Consider the following 20343-nt stretch of genomic DNA (forward strand, 5'->3'; position numbering starts at 1 on the left):
AGGAGAGAAATGGTTGGGTTCGATTAAACGCTATTTTCAATTTGTAAAACCATATAAAAAACAAATTTTTTTAACGATTTTCATCGGGATTATAAAGTTTGGCATTCCTTTGTTAATTCCGCTCGTATTGAAATATATCGTCGACAATATTTTAAACGGATCATTATCAAATGACGTAAAGATAGAGATGCTTCTTTTTTTAATGGGCATCATGTTATTTATATTCCTCGTCATACGGCCGCCGATCGAGTATTATCGGCAATATTTTGCGCAATGGACGGGAAGCAAAATTTTATATGATATTCGCGATCAACTGTTTACTCATCTTCAGCGGCTGAGCTTAAGATATTATTCAAACAATCGTGCGGGAGAAATTATTTCGCGGGTGATTAATGATGTTGAACAAACAAAGACGTTTGTTATTACGGGCCTTATGAATCTATGGCTTGACCTTTTTACTATTATATTTGCCATTGGGATTATGTTTACGATGGATGTCACGTTGACCATTGTATCGATGATGTTGCTTCCTATATACGGATTGTCAGTTAAATATTTTTACGGCAGGCTTCGTCATTTGACAAGAGTTAGGTCGCAGGCGCTGGCAGAGGTGCAGGGGCATTTGCATGAGAGGGTCAGCGGAATGGCTGTCATTCAAAGCTTTGCGAATGAAGAGCATGAACAAAAAGAATTTGATCGTGAAAATCGCAATTTTCTTGAAAGGGCGATTGATCATACAAAATGGAACGCCAAAACGTTTGCTGTTGTTAACACCGTTACTGACCTAGCGCCTCTTTTCGTCATTTTTTACGGGGCTTATGAAGTGATACAAGGGAATTTAACGATCGGGACGATGGTTGCCTTTACAGCCTATATTGATCGGTTGTACAATCCTCTTCGCCGTTTGATTAATTCATCAACTACTTTAACACAGGCTTTCGCTTCAATGGACAGAGTATTTGAGTTTCTTGACGAACCTTACGATATTGTTGATAAACAGGATGCAATAGCAGCAGACAAACTTTCGGGGGAAATTATTTTTGACAAAGTATCCTTTCGCTATCATGACAACGAAGAATTTGTACTAAAGGATATTCATTTAACGATTCAAAAAGGGGAGACGGTCGCTTTTGTCGGGATGAGCGGAGGGGGAAAATCCACCCTTGTGAGTCTTGTTCCGAGGTTTTGGGATGTAACGGAAGGAAAAATTTTGTTGGACGGCATTGACGTTAGAGATTATAAAGTGCAAAGCGTCAGGGAGCAGATCGGCATAGTTTTGCAGGATCCTTTTTTATTCAGTGAATCGATAAAAACGAATATTTTAATTGGCAAACCAAATGCAACGGATGAAGAGGTCATAAAAGCGGCCAAAGCAGCTAACGCTCACGAGTTTATTATGAGTTTGCCTGATGGCTATGATACGAAAGTGGGCGAAAGAGGCGTGAAGTTATCCGGCGGTCAAAAACAGCGAATTGCAATTGCCCGAGTATTTTTAAAAAATCCGCCGATTTTCATTTTGGATGAAGCTACGTCTGCTTTGGATTTAGAAAGTGAACAATTTATCCAAGAAGCCCTTGATAAACTGGCAAAAAACCGTACGACCTTAATTGTTGCCCATCGTCTGTCTACAATTACTCATGCAGATAAAATTGTACTAATTGAAAACGGGAAAATTGTTGAAACCGGAACTCATGAAGAACTAATGAAAAAGCGCGGACATTACTATAAACTATTTCAAATTCAGCAATTGGGTGAATGGTAAAAAATACCGCAGCAAAATGGGTAATTAGTCATTTGCTTTGAAATCCATAATATACTTTAATTTTAGCAAGACTTTTGCCAGTCAAGTTTTTCATAAATTTTTGATTCAATCCCTTTTGAAAAAACGATTTTGGTAGAATAAAAGAAAAGACTAAATTCGTATAAGAACGGAGGTTGTCATGGCGGCGGAAAAGCAGTTAATTGAAAAAAACTTTTATCAAACATTATTAAAAGAAAATGAAACGAAACATCCGATCCAACTGCTTGGGGAGCTTTTTCAAGAAGAACAAAAAAAGGTCGCATATGATCTGTCTTATGTACGCTATGCTCAAGGAGAAGTATATTTCCACCACAAAGATTATGAAGCGGCGATTTTTAAATGGGAAAATATAGAGAATGAGCTGGCGCCATGGGCGAGAAAAAATATCGGAGATGCATATTTTGAATTAGGATTATTTTCATCTGCGGAAGAAATGTACCGTTCCATTGAAACGGATTCAAAAGTTCTTAAAGCAGAAGCATCGCTAAAGCTGTTTTCGCTTCACCGTCTTCAAGGAGAAAAAGAAAAGGCGTATGAGGCGATTCGTGATGCGGTATCGATCAACCCTGACCATGGTCAAGCATCCACCATCGCTATTCAATTTTATGAAGAACAGGAAGATTGGGACAAAGCGGTCCATCTTACGGTTGAAGAATTAATTCGGACTGAAAAAGCGGAATGGTTTCAGCGTTTGATCAATTATGTTGAACAAGGTTTTGTCAAAGAAAAAGAGCCGGATTATTTCTTTAAAGCATTAACGGTTTTATACAGAACCGACGTAGAGCAATTCGAGAAGCTTGCTGTTTCACTGTGGCGATGCTATAAACACGATCAAAAATATTTTATTCCATGGTTAAAAACGATAAACAATCTAATTTTCAATGTGAAAGTGGACGAATTTCAGCATTGGGATGAAATATCACGCTTTTATGAAGAATCCTATAATAAGCTTCTTGGCGGATCATATTTACTAAAAGAGCTTCAAGATCTTATGCCGGACATTTTAGCCAATTGGCTGAAACTATCGACAGGAAAACAACTATCGACCGCTGCAGCAGCTGTCGTTGCATGGAGTGAAATTTACCGTTCAAGCTTAGATGAGAAAGTGATTGAAGAAGCGGAGCACGTTTTGGCATCAGTTAGTCATGATCGTGCTGATGGTCATGAAGCCGAAAAACGGCTATTTGCGAAGCTGGTCGATTGGGCGGAAATAAATCAAGTAAATCTTGGGCAAAAATATCATTGGATATTAAAAAAGATTTTTGAACAGAACGAACATTATTTGCTCATTGTTGGAGAAAGCGGTTTTGCCCGATCGCTGCTTGGCCATTCTCTTCCAAGCATTCCTTCATCAAAAATTACTATTTACTGCCATGAAGACCGGACAGACATAAAGCAAATAAATAATGAAAGCATAACAGATGTATTCGCTGAAGAAGATGCGGCAGTTCGTGAAGATGGAACAATTGTTGCGGTATGTGCGCCTAATGATTTGTTAAACGATCATAAGCTAAGTTTAATAGAAGTACCTGACATAGAGCATGTTGATCAAGAGGAGCTAAAGGAATATATACAACTGGCTGATGGGTTGGTATATGTCCATCCAGAGCATCAACCTGCTTCAGTTGAAAAAATGATAGAAAGCCTGGCATCGATTGCTTTAAAAAAGGAGCTTCCAATTTACTTTTTGCTTGAAGATAGCGGCATGCTTCATGATCATTTTAAAGAACAAATACTTGACTTTTTCCCGGAAGCTGAATTTTTCCCATACCCTTCAAGAAATGAAGGAGAGAAGCGGAAACAGTCCTTCGCTGAATTTATTCATTCACGTTTTCCGTTTCATCAAGATAACAAAACGGAGAAGCTGTTGTTTTTCTTGAAAAAAGCTATTAAATATGCTTATAGCAAACGGATGGAATTAGAGCAGCATTTAGAAGAAAACATCGAAAAAAATAAAGAAATCGTGTCTCGATTAAAAGGATTAATACATAGCCTTGGCGATATGGAAAATGAAAAAGCTAAGGAATTGAGGCAGTCACTCCGCTCCACTTTGGAAGAAATAAAAAAGGATCTTCATGATGAGTTAAGGACTATTTTGCGATCTGCATCGAAATTCATAACGGAAAACAGCGATTTCAGCCATTTACACATAGAATTGAACAAAAAAATGAACGATCAGGTGAAGGCGCATTTTGCTGAAACGCTGCTTCCAAAAATGTCGCAAAAAATGGGAGAATGGGTTTCATTTGCTGAAAGCGAGCTAAAACAATGCCAAGTCTATTTAGATGAAATGTGTGAATCGTTTAATTCATTGTACGGTCATGACCGTGTGAAGCTTATGTCTGATTTCAAAGTAGTGGATGATTGGCGGCGGGATATTGATCGTCTGACAACAGTGGTGAACATCGAAGAAGAAAATATTATGAACCGCTTTAAGCCTGCACAAGTTATATTAAAAGGAGCAGGAAAGCTGTTTTCGTCCATTGGGAAAAACAAGCTGTTTATCGCACAGCAATACAAAAAATACATTGAAACTGAAACATTCGATGATGCGATTCAATCGATGATCCGAAAATTTTTTGCTCAATTCGACTTATTTGAAAAAGGAATTGAACGAGATGTGAAAATGTTTTTCCGTGAACCTGTTCACAACCTTGAACAAATTGTGCAAGAAGGAGAGCAGCAAATTCGGACAGATCAACAACAATTGGACAGCTTGAAAACAAACCCAGAGATTTATTATGATCCGCTGACAGTTTTTGAATTAAACTTAAGACAATGTGAAATATTGAATGAATACCATTCCTTAAACAATAAAGCGGTCGAAACGAATATAAATAAGTTTTCTAGCGGAGATTAAAGCAATGCTTAGCACATTTTTAGATTAGGGGCTGTCCATAAAGTCAAATCCCCATTGAAAAACAAAAAAATCATAAACATCGATATATCAACGTTTCTAAAACATTAAAGGGGGCGTCAATAAGCCGAAAAAACGACTTATTAGACAGCTCCTATTTATTTTATTAGTAGAAGTGAAACGCAGGTCGAGACTGTCTGAGAGCTTTGAGCTCAAAAAGCTGACCGTGATTCTAAAGGAGCCTCCTTGTGATAACATCCAACAAAGCTTTGAGTTGGAAAGCTGAGAAAATACAGCTGTTCCAAATGATATAAAACTTGCCTGCGCTTGGATGATATAAGACGATTTCAATTTAACAAGATGAAGCGGTTTGGAAACAGCATTTCGGCGGGGATCAGTTGGATCTTGAAGACAAATTAAAACGCAGCCTTTATCCGCAAAGCTGCGTCCATGAAATTCCAGTTATCATTTGCAGCGGATAAAAATGAAATAAGATTTATTTCCAAGGCAGAAAAGCTACCGATACTTTTCTGAGAGAAGAGAGGTCATTCAGCTTCTCAAATAAATGAAATGATTGTCTTAAAAAAGATGAAAGACTACTGAATTCATGAATGAAATTCTGTAGTCTTTTACAATTTTTTGCTTTTTTCATCGCCTTCTGAAGGCTGTAATATACGGAGATGAACTTGTTTACTCTTCATCCTCCACATGAATTTTATTTTCTTTTTTATGGAAATGTTGAAAGCTGTTAATCAATGTATCTAAATGCTCCAATTGATCGTGATAATCAACGATGGCGGAGACTAAAGATAGTATTTGGTAAAACGAATCGGAATCTTCCGCTTCTTTTTCAAATTTCAAAAACGCTTGAATGAATTCTTTTCGATTAAATTTGTCATAAGGAAGCAGGTCTTCATCGTGATTGTTTTTAATTTTTTTCGTTATTTTTAACAGCGCCTGCTCATGCAAAATTAATAAAAAGTCAAGCTCTGATATAAGCATTTCATGGAGCTTTCTAGGTATTTGCCGAAGTTCGTTTTCCAAGCAATGAATTTGGCGCAATGTGTAAAATGCCCTGTTCGTTGTGATAATCATCTGTCTATACAGGACAAGTTTTCTTGATTTTGGCAATACCTTCGCTTTAGAATAAGTTCGCTCTTCTTTGTAAAGCAAAAATAAATGATCAAGTTTTATCAGCTGATCTTTGATTTTGTCTATTTCCTCTTTAAGAGGGGCAAACTCAGATTTATTTCGAATATTGATCCGAATCCATTTCATAATCTCATGGGAAATTTCGGTGATTTTATGGTAAAGCTTTGTTTCGTATTTTGGCGGCATAAATATCAAATTAACAAAAAAAGCTGATAAAACCCCAAGTAAAATCGTTAAAAACCGTATGGTAGCAAACTGTACAAAATCGTCACCTGTTGTTTCAAGTATCGCAATAACCGTTACTAAAGCAATTGCGATTGTGTTTTCAATCTTTAATTTTAAACAAATAGCAATGGTAATCACTGCTGTAAGACCAATAATAAACGGGTTTGTTCCGAAAGAAATCCCGAATAAAACTGCGACAACAGCGCCGATTATATTTGCCTGAACTTGTTCAATGACGGTTAAATATGATCTATATATTGACGGCTGTATCGCAAAGATAGCTGCAATCCCTGCAAATGCTGGAGATGGAAAATGAAGCATCTCTGCCAGCATTAATGCCAGTGTAATTGCAATACCTGTTTTTAAGATACGGGCTCCAAGTTTCATGTTGAATAAAAATTTTTCCTTCCTTTCATCAAAAAGGTTGTAAGCTATTCAGACTATACATTGTTTAACACGAATATTCAAGGTTATTTTAAGAGAAAGGAAAAAATTAACACTCTTGTAATATGATATGATCCTTTAATATAGACAGACCAAATAGTTACGTTGTGATCGAGCGAACTTTTGCACTTTTTTCGTACAACTGAAGAGGCGGCAGTTTTACATCACCTCCATCGTTTCCAAAAGAAATAAACAACCTGAGTCCATAAATATCGGGCTCAGGCTGCTTAAAGATTTACTTTTTCATTCTGCCTGCTTGTGCAGTAGGCGCTTTAGTAAGACTCATTTTTTGTCATGTGAAAGCTGTTTAAACGATTGTTCGACTGCCGAAATGGTTTTTTTAATGTCCTCTTCTGTATGAGCGATTGTAATAAACCAGGCCTCATATTTAGACGGCGCCAAATTAATGCCTTGATGAAGCATCAGTTTAAAAAATTTAGCAAACATTTCTCCGTCTGTTTTTTCGGCTTGCTCATAATTCGTCACCTTTTCGCGTGTAAAATATACTGTTAATGCACCTTTTAAACGGTTGATGGTGATCGGTATATTATATGATCTTCCAGCGTTTAAAATGCCTTCTTCAAGCATCCTGCCGAGCTTATCAAGATAGTCATAAACTCCTTCTTCGCTCAGCACTTCCAAACAAGCAATTCCTGCTAAGATCGATGCAGGGTTTCCTGCCATCGTCCCTGCCTGATAAGCCGGTCCTAATGGCGCCACCTGCTCCATAATTTCTTTACGGCCGCCGTAAGCTCCGATCGGAAGGCCTCCGCCGATAATTTTTCCAAGTGCGGTTAAATCAGGCTCTACATGAAGCAGATTTTGGGCACCGCCGTACATAAATCGAAACGCTGTAATAACTTCGTCAAAAATAAGCAGCGCGCCTGCTTTGTGAGTAAGCTGTTTGACTGTTTCTAAAAATCCTTCCTTAGGTTCCACAATACCAAAGTTTCCGACAATTGGTTCAACTAAAACGGCTGCAACTTCATTTCCCCATCTATGAATAGCTTGTTCAAACGCCTCCACATCATTAAAAGGTACAGTGATAACTTCTTGAGCAATGCTTTTTGGTACCCCTGCGGAATCAGGCGTTCCAAGGGTCGATGGACCTGATCCTGCTGCGACAAGCACCAAATCGGAATGTCCATGGTAGCACCCGGCAAATTTAATGATTTTATCCCTTCCTGTGTATGCACGGGCAACTCGAATTGTTGTCATTACTGCTTCTGTTCCAGAATTGACGAAGCGGACCTTTTCTAGAGAAGGGATAGCTTCTTTTAACATTTTTGCAAATTTGATTTCATGAGGCGTCGGTGTTCCATATAGGACGCCTGTCTCGGCAGCGTGCTTGATTGCTTTTGTAATATGAGGGTGTGCATGGCCGGTGATGATCGGGCCATATGCTGCTAAGTAATCGATATATTTGTTGCCATCAACATCCCAAAAATAGGCGCCCTGCGCCCGCTCCATTACAACAGGTGCTCCTCCGCCGACAGCTTTATAAGAACGGGACGGGCTATTTACCCCTCCTACAATATGTTCGAGCGCTTCTTTATGCAGCTGTTCTGATTTTGTAAAATTCATTGTTTCACCTTCTTTTTTACTTAACTGTACAGCCAAAAATATTCAAGCATCCTCGTTTATTCTAGCACTTTTCATAAAAAAGAAAAAAGGTGCATGCAAATTGTTAATTTCAAATAATTCGAGTAAACTAATGTTTGTGATTGATCGATGGAGGTTGCAGCTATGAATGTCATTGAAGTAGAGAATTTGCGCAAAGAATTTAAGAGCTATTCAAGCCGCTCTGGATTAAAGGGGGCTTTTCGCGATTTATTCACTAGAAACTATAAAATTAACAGAGCTGTTAATGATATTTCCTTTACAGTGAAACAGGGAGAAATGGTGGGTTATATAGGTGAAAACGGCGCAGGAAAATCGACAACGATCAAAATGCTAACAGGGATTTTAACACCGACATCAGGGAAGGTCCTGGTGAACAATATGAATCCTCATAAGGAACGGGAAAAGTTTGTCCGGACAATCGGTGTTGTATTCGGACAGCGTTCACAGCTTTGGTGGGATATTGCTGTTCAAGAGTCATTCAGGCTTTTAAAAAAGGTATATAAAGTGTCCGATCAAGATTATAACGAACATATGGATCATGTCATTAAAACGCTGGATATCGGCCCTTTGTTAGATAAGCCGGTGCGAAAGCTGTCATTAGGGCAGCGGATGAGATGCGAGCTTGCCGCAGCATTAATTCATAATCCTCCTCTTTTATTTTTGGATGAGCCGACGATCGGCTTGGACGTTTTAGTCAAGCTGAAAATTCGTGAATTTTTGAAAGAGATAAATGCCAAATACAAAACAACGATTTTGCTGACGACACATGATATTGCGGATATAGAAGCATTGTGTGAACGCGTCATAATGCTTGATGAAGGAAAGATTATATATGACGGCTCTTTGGACCATTTGCGCGGGAATTGGGGAAAAGGGAAGCAAATTGAATTTCAATTTGCCTCTTCTGTTGATGAATCCCTTATATTGCAATTAACGAATGGTTTTCACGTGCAATGGATGAAGGGAGATAAAAGCAATGTTTGGATCGCGCAAATTGCGAATCATGAGGAAATGCCGGAAATCATTAGCCGCGTCATGAAGGCTCAAACTATCGTGGATCTAAGCATTAAAGAAATATCAACGGAGGAGATTATACGCAACATTTATGAAAAAGGTGATGCGAACAGTAACTTAGAAAAGGTGATCATGAATGTCTAAATATTTGGAAATGATCCGCATCCGTTTTTTAATGATGCTCGCTTACAGGACAAACTATTATTCTGGAATTCTCATATACAGCATTAATATCGGTGCTTACTACTTTTTATGGACAGCCATTTATGGGGGAAAAGAAAGCATTCAAGGTTTAGATGCAGCGCAAATGGTGACATACGTGGCAATTTCATGGATGGCAAGAGCATTTTATTTTAACAACATCGACAGGGAAATCGCAATGGAAACTAGAGAAGGAAAAGTGGCAGTGGAGCTGATTCGTCCCTACAATTATCTTGGCATGAAAACGATGCAGGCGTTTGGAGAAGGCGTTTTTCGCCTTTTCTTTTTTTCCATGCCTGGAATGGTGATTGTAAGCTTTATTTTTCCGCTCGAATTGCCGCTTGATTGGCAGGCGTGGTCTTTTTTTGCCATTTCCATATTTTTTAGTTTTGTTATTAATACAGAAATTAATTTATTGACAGGAATCTCAGCTTTTTTCTTATTTAACAACGACGGACTAATGAGAGCGAAACGCGTCATCATTGACTTGTTTTCCGGACTGCTGCTCCCCATTAGCTTCTACCCAGTTTGGGCTCAAGAAATAATGGAATATTTGCCTTTTCAAGCAATCAGTTATATTCCAAGCATGATCTTTACAAAAGGATTCCAAGAGGCTGAAATTACAGACGCTATTCTTTTTCAATTGTTTTGGTCCATTTTATTGATCATTCCAATTTGTGCTATGTGGGCGGTTGCGAAAAGAAAAATGATTATTCAAGGGGGGTGAAAAGATGTTTTATGTGTCAATGTTTTTTCAATATATCGCTCAATATTTAAAAACAAGGATGGAATACAGAGCGGATATGATTGTAGAGATATTGTCTGATCTATTGTTTCAGGCAGTAAATTTAGTTTTTATTCTCGTCGTATTTGGACATACAGAATCGCTTGGCGGCTGGCAAAGAGATGAAATTATTTTCATTTATGGCTTTTTCTTAGTTCCTTATGCTTTATTCAGCACCTTTTTTAACATTTGGGATTTTAATGAACGATATATTGTAAACGGTGAAATGGATCGCATTTTAACGAGACCGATCCACAGTTTGTTTCAGGTGATATTGGAGAGAATGGAGCTTGAATCGCTTTTTGGCGTTATTACAGGGCTTGTTGTCATGGGGTATGCAGCAGCCCGGCTGAATCTTACTTTTCATTGGTATGACATTTTTATTTTTATTCTATTTGTATTTGGCGGCACCCTTGTCTGCGGCAGTATTTTTGTTGCGCTTGCATCGATTGGGTTTTGGTCGGATGCAAAAACATCGATTATGCCAATGATGTATAACATTGGAAACTACGGCCGCTATCCAGTAAATATTTACAACGATGTGATACGTTTTATTTTAACGTGGATTTTGCCGTTTGCCTTTGTGGGAGTTTATCCGGCTTCCTATTTTTTACGAAAAACGGATTGGTATATTTACGCTTTTTTAACTCCTGTGATAGGCCTTCTGTTTTTTATTTTGTCGGTTATTATTTGGAATATTGGAGTGAAGCGATATCGAGGGGCAGGAAGCTGATCATAGTTTCCTTTCGTTAAGCGATAAAATTCAAAGAGGCTGTTGACATCAGTTTGGTTGACGAACAAGTTTCCTTTAGCTAGTGATAAAATTCAATAAGGCTGAATAACATGTACAAACAATAATTTTCGGGGGAAATTATGGCGATTGTCGTAGGAACAGGGATAATGTTCTGTTTGGTTATGAGCATTCGAACGATGTTTTCTGCTGTGAAAAGAGGTACGTTCCTTACGTTTGAAACTGTATATTTAATTGCTTTAGTATATGCCTCTTTTTTGTTAGGATTTGGTGTGATTTATTTAATTTTAACTCAATACGGCTTTCCGATTTTAGCTGAATCTGGGCGGCCTCTTTATGGGACGTATTTAGAAAATTTAACCACCTGCTTATACTTTAGTGCAGTTACGCTGTTTTCTGTAGGCTATGGGGATATCACTCCTTTCGGCATTGGAAGGTGGATTGCAATTGTACAGGCGATGATTGGCTACATATTGCCTACGGTTGTTGTTGCCAAAACAATGATTGATATTGAGAAGAAACAATAGTTGTAACATGAAGCGAAATTCGGTACGCTGAAGATAAAATGAACAACTGGAGGGATTAGATATGGCAGCTGAAGTGGGAAAGCCTGCACCAGATTTTGAGCTGACTGCTGACACTGGAGAAAAAGTAAAACTTTCTGATTTTAAAGGAAAATATGTAGTGCTGTATTTTTACCCGAAAGATATGACTCCGGGATGCACAACGGAAGCGTGCGATTTTCGCGATAAATATGAAAGCTTTCAAGAGCTTGATGCCGTCATTTTAGGAGTAAGCCCTGATCCGCAGGAACGACATCAAAAATTTAAAGAGAAGCACGGGCTCCCTTTTTTGCTTCTCGTTGATGAAGATCATAAAGTTGCGGAACAATACGGAGTATGGAAATTAAAGAAAAACTTTGGAAAAGAATACATGGGAATCGAACGATCTACTTTTATTATAGACAAACAAGGAATATTAGTGAAAGAATGGCGAAAAGTAAAAGTGAAAGGACATGTTGAAGAAGCTCTCACATTTATTCAAAATAGAGAAGAATGACAGCAAATGATTTGCTCTGTTCACCCTATGTTGTCAAGGCGGGCATTTGTGCCCGCTTTTTCCCGTGCAAAAGCGAAAATCTTTTTCTTAAATTGGTGCATTTTTTCAATGGATAGATAAAATGTTCTACTAAATTAAACGCTCCCATTGACAAAAGTCTTATAATCAATGTACACTAATTATAAATATTATAAAGTAATAATGATACAAAATAAGAATGTTTTCAAGAAATGAGGTGCATGGCGATGTCAGACAATACGTTAAAGGAAGCTCTTGAAATTTTAAAACAAACGGGAGTCCGCATCACTCCGCAGCGTCATGCGATTTTGGAGTATTTAGTTAATTCAATGAATCATCCAACTGCTGATGATATATATAAAGCGTTAGAAGGTAAGTTTCCAAACATGAGTGTTGCAACTGTTTATAACAACCTTCGGGTATTTCGTGAAGTTGGACTGGTAAAAGAATTAACGTATGGCGATGCATCTAGTCGATTCGATTTTGTGACAACGGAGCATTATCATGTCATTTGCGAGGAATGCGGAAAAATCGTTGATTTCCATTATCCAGGTTTAGACGAGGTGGAGGATCTTGCAGAGCATGTAACGAACTTTAAAGTTAGCCACCACCGAATGGAAATATACGGGAAATGCCCTGCATGTCAGCAAAAAGAAAAAAATATGCACTGAGAAAGCTGGTAGGAAAACAAACTATCAGCTTTCTCTTTTCCTTGATTTACGATTGTACTTTTCGTCGAATTCTTTGCCTTCAAGCTCTTTATCAAGAGTCAAAGGCTCTCTGCAATACATGCACATATCCACACGACCGAGCATTTTTGTCACTTTCCCGCATGAAGGACATACAACTTGAACAGCTCTCGTCGATAGCATCCCGATCCAGAAATAGACGACAGTACTTCCGATGATGGATAATAAACCAAGCAGCATGAAAATGGTCATGACCCATACATGTTCTCTGAAAAAGATGCCTATGTACATAATGATAAAACCAACAAATACTAAACTTAAGGCAAAAGTGCGGATTTTATTTATTTTGCTTGTATATTTTTTAGCCATTGTACAAACCTCCTGAACACTACTATAGCATATTTTCACTTTTTTTTCGTCACAGAACGGCCAATTGCTAACAGTATTTCTTTTTTTATTTATAGAAGCTTTTGTTTAATGTGTTTTATTCAGACAGCGGATGAATAAATGATTTGCAGCGAATCTATATACACTTAAAGAAAGGACTCGCCATCCAGATACATTAGCTGTATTATTTAATAGAAAAAGAATGCTGCTTCTCTGCAATCCGATTATTTGGCCTTTGCTTTGCTGCTGTTGTTTATACAAACCTCCGATAAACCTTTGATTATAAAATATTATGGATTACTTAATGAAAAGGCAGCACTCAATATAGCAACAAATTTTTTAGGCAGTAGCCGGAGAATTATCGACTGATGTTTAAATAATGGAAAAATATTGTTTGACTGGAACGAGTATCTTTCCGATCTGAATCGAGCGTTAAAATACATTACCATTTCGGGGCGGAAAAGTTACCATCGTCGAAGATAATCAGGAACTCAACCAGAAGAGAGAAAGTGGAAAAATTCAGTTGAATTTGCAAAATTAATTAGACAGTGTTGGCTAAAGGAAAAGCATTGTTGATGCAAAACGATATCTTTGAAGCATATAATCATATTGTTGCTGCACTGCATCACTTGTAAAGACCGGAAGTGATCGGTTTCTGGTTGCTATATGTGCTCAAGTAAACCAAGCTGTATAAATAATTGAATTAATTGAATATGATAAAGGGCAGTATAAAAACGTTTCAAATTATTTTTATATTGCGTTTGGCTGTCTAATCCGTTCAATAGCTGATTTCTGTGCGGCTCAAAAAATGTTTTTCCGAGTTATTTGAACATCTTAAAGTCAGACTGTATTTTGCGGATTAAGTGTGCTGCTGGAATATTTAATCGAGCGGATTCAGTTGTTTAGAATCAAAGGAACAGGCGTTGGCAGTTTTTATTGATATTTTTTAAAAAAAGTGTTGACACTAAAATTTCATGATGATATATTATAAAGCGTCGCTGTTGAAAAGATGAATAATCTTCGAAACAGCAAAATAATCTATAAATGTAAGTTTAAAAATTTTATTCCGATTGTTGACATAACTTCATTTATCTGCTAGAATAAAAAACCTGATCGGAAATGATCTTTGAAAACTGAACAAAACGAAAAGCGTGCCTGTTGATTCTAAAAGAGCATTTGGTAACAAACTTTTTTTGGAGAGTTTGATCCTGGCTCAGGACGAACGCTGGCGGCGTGCCTAATACATGCAAGTCGAGCGAACCGAAGGAGCTTGCTCCTTTAGGTTAGCGGCGGACGGGTGAGTAACACGTGGGCAACCTGCCCTGCAGACTGGGATAACTTCGGGAAACCGGAGCTAATACCGGATAACACCGAAAACCGCATGGTTTTCGGTTGAAAGGCGGCTTTTAGCTGTCACTGCAGGATGGGCCCGCGGCGCATTAGCTAGTTGGTGAGGTAACGGCTCACCAAGGCGACGATGCGTAGCCGACCTGAGAGGGTGACCGGCCACACTGGGACTGAGACACGGCCCAGACTCCTACGGGAGGCAGCAGTAGGGAATCTTCCGCAATGGACGAAAGTCTGACGGAGCAACGCCGCGTGAGCGAAGAAGGTCTTCGGATCGTAAAGCTCTGTTGTCAGGGAAGAACAAGTGCCGTTCGAACAGGGCGGTACCTTGACGGTACCTGACGAGGAAGCCACGGCTAACTACGTGCCAGCAGCCGCGGTAATACGTAGGTGGCAAGCGTTGTCCGGAATTATTGGGCGTAAAGCGCGCGCAGGCGGTTCCTTAAGTCTGATGTGAAATCTCGCGGCTCAACCGCGAGCGGCCATTGGAAACTGGGGAACTTGAGTGCAGGAGAGGGGAGCGGAATTCCACGTGTAGCGGTGAAATGCGTAGAGATGTGGAGGAACACCAGTGGCGAAGGCGGCTCTCTGGCCTGTAACTGACGCTGAGGCGCGAAAGCGTGGGGAGCGAACAGGATTAGATACCCTGGTAGTCCACGCCGTAAACGATGAGTGCTAAGTGTTAGAGGGTATCCACCCTTTAGTGCTGCAGCAAACGCATTAAGCACTCCGCCTGGGGAGTACGGCCGCAAGGCTGAAACTCAAAGGAATTGACGGGGACCCGCACAAGCGGTGGAGCATGTGGTTTAATTCGAAGCAACGCGAAGAACCTTACCAGGTCTTGACATCCCCTGACAACCCTAGAGATAGGGCGTTCCCCTTTCGGGGACAGGGTGACAGGTGGTGCATGGTTGTCGTCAGCTCGTGTCGTGAGATGTTGGGTTAAGTCCCGCAACGAGCGCAACCCTTGACCTTAGTTGCCAGCATTCAGTTGGGCACTCTAAGGTGACTGCCGGCTAAAAGTCGGAGGAAGGTGGGGATGACGTCAAATCATCATGCCCCTTATGACCTGGGCTACACACGTGCTACAATGGGTGGTACAAAGGGCAGCGAAACCGCGAGGTGGAGCGAATCCCAAAAAACCACTCTCAGTTCGGATTGCAGGCTGCAACTCGCCTGCATGAAGCCGGAATCGCTAGTAATCGCGGATCAGCATGCCGCGGTGAATACGTTCCCGGGTCTTGTACACACCGCCCGTCACACCACGAGAGTTTGTAACACCCGAAGTCGGTGGGGTAACCCTTACGGGAGCCAGCCGCCGAAGGTGGGACAAATGATTGGGGTGAAGTCGTAACAAGGTAGCCGTATCGGAAGGTGCGGCTGGATCACCTCCTTTCTAAGGATATATACATTGAAATAGGGTGCGCTTTTCCGTTTTGTTTAGTTTTGAAGGATCATATCCTTCTTGATTGTTCTTTGAAAACTGGATAACGGAAAGACATTCACGAATAGATCGCTCATGTTAGGAAGAAACGGTTAAGTTAGAAAGGGCGCACGGTGGATGCCTTGGCACTAGGAGCCGATGAAGGACGGGACAAACACCGAAATGCTTCGGGGAGCTGTAAGTAAGCGTCGATCCGGAGATGTCCGAATGGGGGAACCCACTGCCCGTAATGGGGCAGTATCCATACCTGAATCCATAGGGTATGGAGGGCAACCCGGGGAACTGAAACATCTAAGTACCCGGAGGAAGAGAAAGCAACAGCGATTCCCTGAGTAGCGGCGAGCGAAACGGGAACAGCCCAAACCAAGAGGCGTGCCTCTTGGGGTTGTAGGACACTCGATTAAGGAGTGACAAAGGAACGGGGTAGACGAAGAGGTCTGGAAAGGCCCGTCAGAGAAGGTAACAACCCTGTAGTCGAAACTCCGTTCCCTCCCGAGTGGATCCTGAGTACGGCGGGACACGTGAAATCCCGTCGGAAGCAGGGAGGACCATCTCCCAAGGCTAAATACTCCCTAGTGACCGATAGTGAACCAGTACCGTGAGGGAAAGGTGAAAAGCACCCCGGGAGGGGAGTGAAAGAGAACCTGAAACCGTGTGCCTACAAGTAGTCAGAGCCCTATTCCCACCCACAAAAGCAGGCTTTTGCGGGGACCCGGGATGGGTGATGGCGTGCCTTTTGTAGAATGAACCGGCGAGTTGCGATTTCGTGCAAGGTTAAGCCGAAAGGCGGAGCCGCAGCGAAAGCGAGTCTGAAGAGGGCGAAATAGTACGAGGTCGCAGACCCGAAACCAGGTGATCTACCCATGTCCAGGGTGAAGGCAAGGTAACACTTGCTGGAGGCCCGAACCCACGCACGTTGAAAAGTGCGGGGATGAGGTGTGGGTAGGGGTGAAATGCCAATCGAACTTGGAGATAGCTGGTTCTCTCCGAAATAGCTTTAGGGCTAGCCTCAAGGGAAGAGTCTTGGAGGTAGAGCACTGATTGGACGAGGGGCCCCCATCGGGTTACCGAATTCAGTCAAACTCCGAATGCCAATGACTTATCCTTGGGAGTCAGACTGCGAGTGATAAGATCCGTGGTCAAAAGGGAAACAGCCCAGACCGCCAGCTAAGGTCCCAAAGTATACGTTAAGTGGAAAAGGATGTGGAGCTGCTTAGACAACCAGGATGTTGGCTTAGAAGCAGCCACCATTTAAAGAGTGCGTAATAGCTCACTGGTCGAGTGGCTCTGCGCCGAAAATGTACCGGGGCTAAACGTATCACCGAAGCTGCGGGTTGACACCGTTGGTGTCAGCGGTAGGAGAGCGTTCTAAGGGCATCGAAGCCGGACCGGAAGGACCGGTGGAGCGCTTAGAAGTGAGAATGCCGGTATGAGTAGCGAAAGAGGGGTGAGAATCCCCTCCGCCGAAAGCCTAAGGTTTCCTGAGGAAGGCTCGTCCGCTCAGGGTTAGTCGGGACCTAAGCCGAGGCCGAAAGGCGTAGGTGATGGACAACAGGTTGATATTCCTGTACCACCTCCTCACCGTTTGAGCAATGGGGGGACGCAGGAGGATAGGGCAAGCGCGCGGCTGGATGTGCGCGTCCAAGCAGTTAGGCTGGCAAGCAGGCAAATCCGCTTGCCGGAAGGCTGAGCTGTGATGGCGAGGGAAAGGAAGTACCGAAGTTCCCGATTCCACACTGCCAAGAAAAGCCTCTAGCGAGGTGAGAGGTGCCCGTACCGCAAACCGACACAGGTAGGCGAGGAGAGAATCCTAAGGTGAGCGAGAGAACTCTCGTTAAGGAACTCGGCAAAATGACCCCGTAACTTCGGGAGAAGGGGTGCTCATCAAGGTGATAAGCCATGATGAGCCGCAGTGAAAAGGCCCAGGCGACTGTTTAGCAAAAACACAGGTCTCTGCGAAACCGTAAGGTGAAGTATAGGGGCTGACGCCTGCCCGGTGCTGGAAGGTTAAGGGGAGCGCTTAGCGAAAAGCGAAGGTGCGAACCGAAGCCCCAGTAAACGGCGGCCGTAACTATAACGGTCCTAAGGTAGCGAAATTCCTTGTCGGGTAAGTTCCGACCCGCACGAAAGGCGTAACGATCTGGGCACTGTCTCAACGAGAGACTCGGTGAAATTATAGTACCTGTGAAGATGCAGGTTACCCGCGACAGGACGGAAAGACCCCGTGGAGCTTTACTGCAGCCTGATATTGAATGTGGGTACAGCTTGTACAGGATAGGTAGGAGCCAGAGACGCGTGAGCGCCAGCTTGCGCTGAGGCGACGGTGGGATACTACCCTGGCTGTACTGACATTCTAACCCGCGCCCCTGATCGGGGCGGGAGACAGTGTCAGGTGGGCAGTTTGACTGGGGCGGTCGCCTCCTAAAAGGTAACGGAGGCGCCCAAAGGTTCCCTCAGAATGGTTGGAAATCATTCGGAGAGTGCAAAGGCAGAAGGGAGCTTGACTGCGAGACCTACAAGTCGAGCAGGGACGAAAGTCGGGCTTAGTGATCCGGTGGTTCCGCATGGAAGGGCCATCGCTCAACGGATAAAAGCTACCCCGGGGATAACAGGCTGATCTCCCCCAAGAGTCCACATCGACGGGGAGGTTTGGCACCTCGATGTCGGCTCATCGCATCCTGGGGCTGTAGTCGGTCCCAAGGGTTGGGCTGTTCGCCCATTAAAGCGGTACGCGAGCTGGGTTCAGAACGTCGTGAGACAGTTCGGTCCCTATCCGTCGCGGGCGCAGGAAATTTGAGAGGAGCTGTCCTTAGTACGAGAGGACCGGGATGGACGCACCGCTGGTGTACCAGTTGTCCCGCCAGGGGCATCGCTGGGTAGCTATGTGCGGAAGGGATAAGCGCTGAAAGCATCTAAGCGTGAAGCCCCCCTCAAGATGAGATTTCCCATCGCTAAACGCGAGTAAGATCCCTTGAAGATGACGAGGTAGATAGGTCCGAGGTGGAAGCGTGGTGACACGTGGAGCTGACGGATACTAATCGATCGAGGACTTAACCAAGAAAGAGCATCTATTCGTGAAGGAACCGTTATCTAGTTTTGAAAGATCATGTTTAAAAAGGAATTGACAACTACGGTCAAAAAGTTATAATAGTAGTTGTCTATCCACTGAATGGAACAAATGAATACAATAATTTGCTTGGTGGCAATGGCGAAGAGGTCACACCCGTTCCCATCCCGAACACGGAAGTTAAGCTCTTCAGCGCCGATGGTAGTGAGGGTCTATCCCTTGTGAGAGTAGGACGCTGCCAGGCAATCACTTTACAATAGAAAAGAAGTTGTAAGTTTATTTCTTTCAATTTGATTCAGCCTATAGAAAATGAGGCATTCTACATAATAGTAATATCAGCTAGTCTTCTTTTACATTCCGCAGTAGCTCAGTGGTAGAGCATTCGGCTGTTAACCGAACGGTCGCAGGTTCGAATCCTGCCTGCGGAGCCATTTGGAGAGCTGTCCGAGTGGTCGAAGGAGCACGATTGGAAATCGTGTAGACGGTCAACGCCGTCTCAAGGGTTCGAATCCCTTGCTCTCCGCCAGAATGAAATTTTTGGCCCGTTGGTCAAGTGGTTAAGACACCGCCCTTTCACGGCGGTAACACGGGTTCGAATCCCGTACGGGTCACCATGGAGGATTAGCTCAGCTGGGAGAGCACTTGCCTTACAAGCAAGGGGTCGGCGGTTCGATCCCGTCATCCTCCACCATGTACATAGTAAATAAAATGAATATTAATGAATTTCGGCGCTAGGGCCACAGCATGTTATGATATGTATACATAATTTTTGTGTGAAGAGTGTTTATTGTTTTATCGGCGCGGGGTGGAGCAGTCCGGTAGCTCGTCGGGCTCATAACCCGAAGGTCGCAGGTTCAAATCCTGCCCCCGCAACCAATGGTCCCGTAGTGTAGCGGTTAACATGCCTGCCTGTCACGCAGGAGATCGCGGGTTCGATTCCCGTCGGGACCGCCATAAAAGGCTCGGTAGCTCAGTCGGTAGAGCAAAGGACTGAAAATCCTTGTGTCGGCGGTTCGATTCCGTCCCGAGCCACCATTATATGTATACATATGCCGGTGTAGCTCAATTGGTAGAGCAACTGACTTGTAATCAGTAGGTTGGGGGTTCGATTCCTCTCGCCGGCATTTTTTACAATCGGAGGGGTAGCGAAGTGGCTAAACGCGGCGGACTGTAAATCCGCTCCCTTAGGGTTCGGCGGTTCGAATCCGTCCCCCTCCACCATGATAGGGGCATAGTTTAACGGTAGAACAGAGGTCTCCAAAACCTCCGGTGTGGGTTCGATTCCTACTGCCCCTGCCATTTATAAGATGGCGACTGTGGCGAAGTGGTTAACGCACCAGATTGTGGCTCTGGCATTCGTGGGTTCGATTCCCATCAGTCGCCCCATATTAATATCATTGGGCTATAGCCAAGCGGTAAGGCAACGGACTTTGACTCCGTGATGCGCTGGTTCGAATCCAGCTAGCCCAGCCACCTTTTA

Annotated in this window: 11 protein-coding genes, 12 tRNA genes and 3 rRNA genes; 23 read left to right on the forward strand and 3 right to left on the reverse strand. The window is 42.6% G+C overall.

Translation table 11 applies throughout. The annotated features are described in order from the left end of the window. Window positions 1-13: 13 nt before the first annotated feature. Window positions 14-1762: an ABC transporter ATP-binding protein gene (locus tag NSQ94_RS03950; protein ID WP_339230197.1), complete on the forward strand. Its 1749-nt coding sequence runs from the start codon at window positions 14-16 to the stop codon at window positions 1760-1762. 178 nt (window positions 1763-1940) lie between these two features. After that, a complete protein-coding gene (locus NSQ94_RS03955) occupies window positions 1941-4661 on the forward strand; it encodes a GTP-binding protein (RefSeq protein WP_339230199.1) in 2721 nt (906 codons plus the stop codon). A gap of 687 nt (window positions 4662-5348) precedes the next feature. Here the strand turns inward: NSQ94_RS03955 and NSQ94_RS03960 are convergent. Together NSQ94_RS03960 and NSQ94_RS03965 are read right to left on the reverse strand one after the other, a co-directional pair. After that, entirely contained in the window at window positions 5349-6422 is a 1074-nt protein-coding gene (locus NSQ94_RS03960) for an aromatic acid exporter family protein (RefSeq protein WP_066247279.1), read from the reverse strand. A gap of 339 nt (window positions 6423-6761) precedes the next feature. Beyond that, complete coding sequence (locus tag NSQ94_RS03965; RefSeq protein WP_130158649.1) at window positions 6762-8063, reverse strand: glutamate-1-semialdehyde 2,1-aminomutase; 1302 nt, start codon at window positions 8061-8063, stop codon at window positions 6762-6764. Between the two features lie 162 nt (window positions 8064-8225). On the opposite strand from NSQ94_RS03965, the gene NSQ94_RS03970 reads away from it, so the two are divergent. The 6 genes from NSQ94_RS03970 (at window position 8226) to perR (ending at window position 12600) form a co-directional block, all read left to right on the forward strand. Next, the gene (locus NSQ94_RS03970) at window positions 8226-9260 is read left to right on the forward strand and encodes an ATP-binding cassette domain-containing protein (protein WP_339230201.1); all 1035 of its coding nucleotides are present in this window, start codon (window positions 8226-8228) and stop codon (window positions 9258-9260) included. Then, window positions 9253-10044, forward strand: a complete 792-nt coding sequence (locus tag NSQ94_RS03975) for a daunorubicin ABC transporter permease (RefSeq protein ID WP_339230203.1) — start codon at window positions 9253-9255, stop codon at window positions 10042-10044. The genes NSQ94_RS03970 and NSQ94_RS03975 overlap by 8 nt, the downstream gene beginning before the upstream one ends. A 4-nt stretch (window positions 10045-10048) precedes the next feature. Then, a complete protein-coding gene (locus NSQ94_RS03980) occupies window positions 10049-10834 on the forward strand; it encodes an ABC-2 family transporter protein (protein WP_063386253.1) in 786 nt (261 codons plus the stop codon). 140 nt (window positions 10835-10974) lie between these two features. Further along, window positions 10975-11379, forward strand: coding sequence for an ion channel (locus NSQ94_RS03985; protein ID WP_063386252.1), 405 nt, complete (start codon window positions 10975-10977; stop codon window positions 11377-11379). Window positions 11380-11440: 61 nt separating this feature from the next. After that, the gene (bcp, locus tag NSQ94_RS03990; protein WP_063386251.1) at window positions 11441-11911 is read left to right on the forward strand and encodes a thioredoxin-dependent thiol peroxidase; all 471 of its coding nucleotides are present in this window, start codon (window positions 11441-11443) and stop codon (window positions 11909-11911) included. A 245-nt stretch (window positions 11912-12156) separates the two neighbouring features. Beyond that, window positions 12157-12600, forward strand: a complete 444-nt coding sequence (perR, locus tag NSQ94_RS03995; RefSeq protein ID WP_186439264.1) for a peroxide-responsive transcriptional repressor PerR — start codon at window positions 12157-12159, stop codon at window positions 12598-12600. Window positions 12601-12624: 24 nt separating this feature from the next. Here perR and NSQ94_RS04000 read toward each other — a convergent pair whose 3' ends face one another. Then, window positions 12625-12987: a YgzB family protein gene (locus NSQ94_RS04000; protein WP_063386249.1), complete on the reverse strand. Its 363-nt coding sequence runs from the start codon at window positions 12985-12987 to the stop codon at window positions 12625-12627. 1208 nt (window positions 12988-14195) lie between these two features. On the opposite strand from NSQ94_RS04000, the gene NSQ94_RS04005 reads away from it, so the two are divergent. From NSQ94_RS04005 to NSQ94_RS04075, 15 genes are all read left to right on the forward strand, one after another. Continuing rightward, a 16S ribosomal RNA gene (locus NSQ94_RS04005) occupies window positions 14196-15748 on the forward strand. Window positions 15749-15886: 138 nt separating this feature from the next. Further along, window positions 15887-18854: ribosomal RNA gene (locus tag NSQ94_RS04010) — 23S ribosomal RNA — on the forward strand. A 137-nt stretch (window positions 18855-18991) separates the two neighbouring features. Next, window positions 18992-19107 (forward strand): 5S ribosomal RNA (gene rrf, locus NSQ94_RS04015). Together the 16S, 23S and 5S rRNA genes with 12 tRNA genes alongside form the textbook arrangement of a ribosomal RNA operon. Window positions 19108-19219: 112 nt before the next feature. Further along, window positions 19220-19294, forward strand: a tRNA-Asn gene (locus NSQ94_RS04020). 3 nt (window positions 19295-19297) lie between these two features. Next, a tRNA-Ser gene (locus tag NSQ94_RS04025) sits at window positions 19298-19389 on the forward strand. 13 nt (window positions 19390-19402) lie between these two features. Further along, window positions 19403-19477: transfer RNA gene (locus NSQ94_RS04030), tRNA-Glu, on the forward strand. Window position 19478: 1 nt separating this feature from the next. Continuing rightward, window positions 19479-19554 (forward strand) — tRNA-Val (locus NSQ94_RS04035). Between the two features lie 108 nt (window positions 19555-19662). Next, window positions 19663-19739 (forward strand) — tRNA-Met (locus tag NSQ94_RS04040). 2 nt (window positions 19740-19741) lie between these two features. Further along, window positions 19742-19817: transfer RNA gene (locus NSQ94_RS04045), tRNA-Asp, on the forward strand. Between the two features lie 5 nt (window positions 19818-19822). Continuing rightward, a tRNA-Phe gene (locus NSQ94_RS04050) sits at window positions 19823-19898 on the forward strand. Window positions 19899-19914: 16 nt separating this feature from the next. Further along, window positions 19915-19987, forward strand: a tRNA-Thr gene (locus tag NSQ94_RS04055). Between the two features lie 12 nt (window positions 19988-19999). Further along, window positions 20000-20084 (forward strand) — tRNA-Tyr (locus NSQ94_RS04060). A gap of 4 nt (window positions 20085-20088) precedes the next feature. Then, window positions 20089-20162 (forward strand) — tRNA-Trp (locus tag NSQ94_RS04065). Window positions 20163-20173: 11 nt separating this feature from the next. Next, window positions 20174-20249, forward strand: a tRNA-His gene (locus NSQ94_RS04070). 12 nt (window positions 20250-20261) lie between these two features. After that, window positions 20262-20336: transfer RNA gene (locus tag NSQ94_RS04075), tRNA-Gln, on the forward strand. Window positions 20337-20343: the final 7 nt, after the last annotated feature.

The organism is Aeribacillus sp. FSL K6-2833 (assembly GCF_037965815.1).
GTDB lineage: Bacteria > Bacillota > Bacilli > Bacillales > Aeribacillaceae > Aeribacillus > Aeribacillus composti.

Coding starts and splice junctions, on each gene's coding strand:
- NSQ94_RS03955 (WP_339230199.1), top strand. CDS start 1,941: ATGGCGGCGGAAAAGCAGTTAATTGAAAAAAACTTTTATCAAACATTA.
- NSQ94_RS03960 (WP_066247279.1), bottom strand. CDS start 6,422: ATGAAACTTGGAGCCCGTATCTTAAAAACAGGTATTGCAATTACACTG.
- NSQ94_RS03965 (WP_130158649.1), bottom strand. CDS start 8,063: ATGAATTTTACAAAATCAGAACAGCTGCATAAAGAAGCGCTCGAACAT.
- NSQ94_RS03970 (WP_339230201.1), top strand. CDS start 8,226: ATGAATGTCATTGAAGTAGAGAATTTGCGCAAAGAATTTAAGAGCTAT.
- NSQ94_RS03975 (WP_339230203.1), top strand. CDS start 9,253: ATGTCTAAATATTTGGAAATGATCCGCATCCGTTTTTTAATGATGCTC.
- NSQ94_RS03980 (WP_063386253.1), top strand. CDS start 10,049: ATGTTTTATGTGTCAATGTTTTTTCAATATATCGCTCAATATTTAAAA.
- NSQ94_RS03985 (WP_063386252.1), top strand. CDS start 10,975: ATGGCGATTGTCGTAGGAACAGGGATAATGTTCTGTTTGGTTATGAGC.
- bcp (WP_063386251.1), top strand. CDS start 11,441: ATGGCAGCTGAAGTGGGAAAGCCTGCACCAGATTTTGAGCTGACTGCT.
- perR (WP_186439264.1), top strand. CDS start 12,157: ATGTCAGACAATACGTTAAAGGAAGCTCTTGAAATTTTAAAACAAACG.
- NSQ94_RS04000 (WP_063386249.1), bottom strand. CDS start 12,987: ATGGCTAAAAAATATACAAGCAAAATAAATAAAATCCGCACTTTTGCC.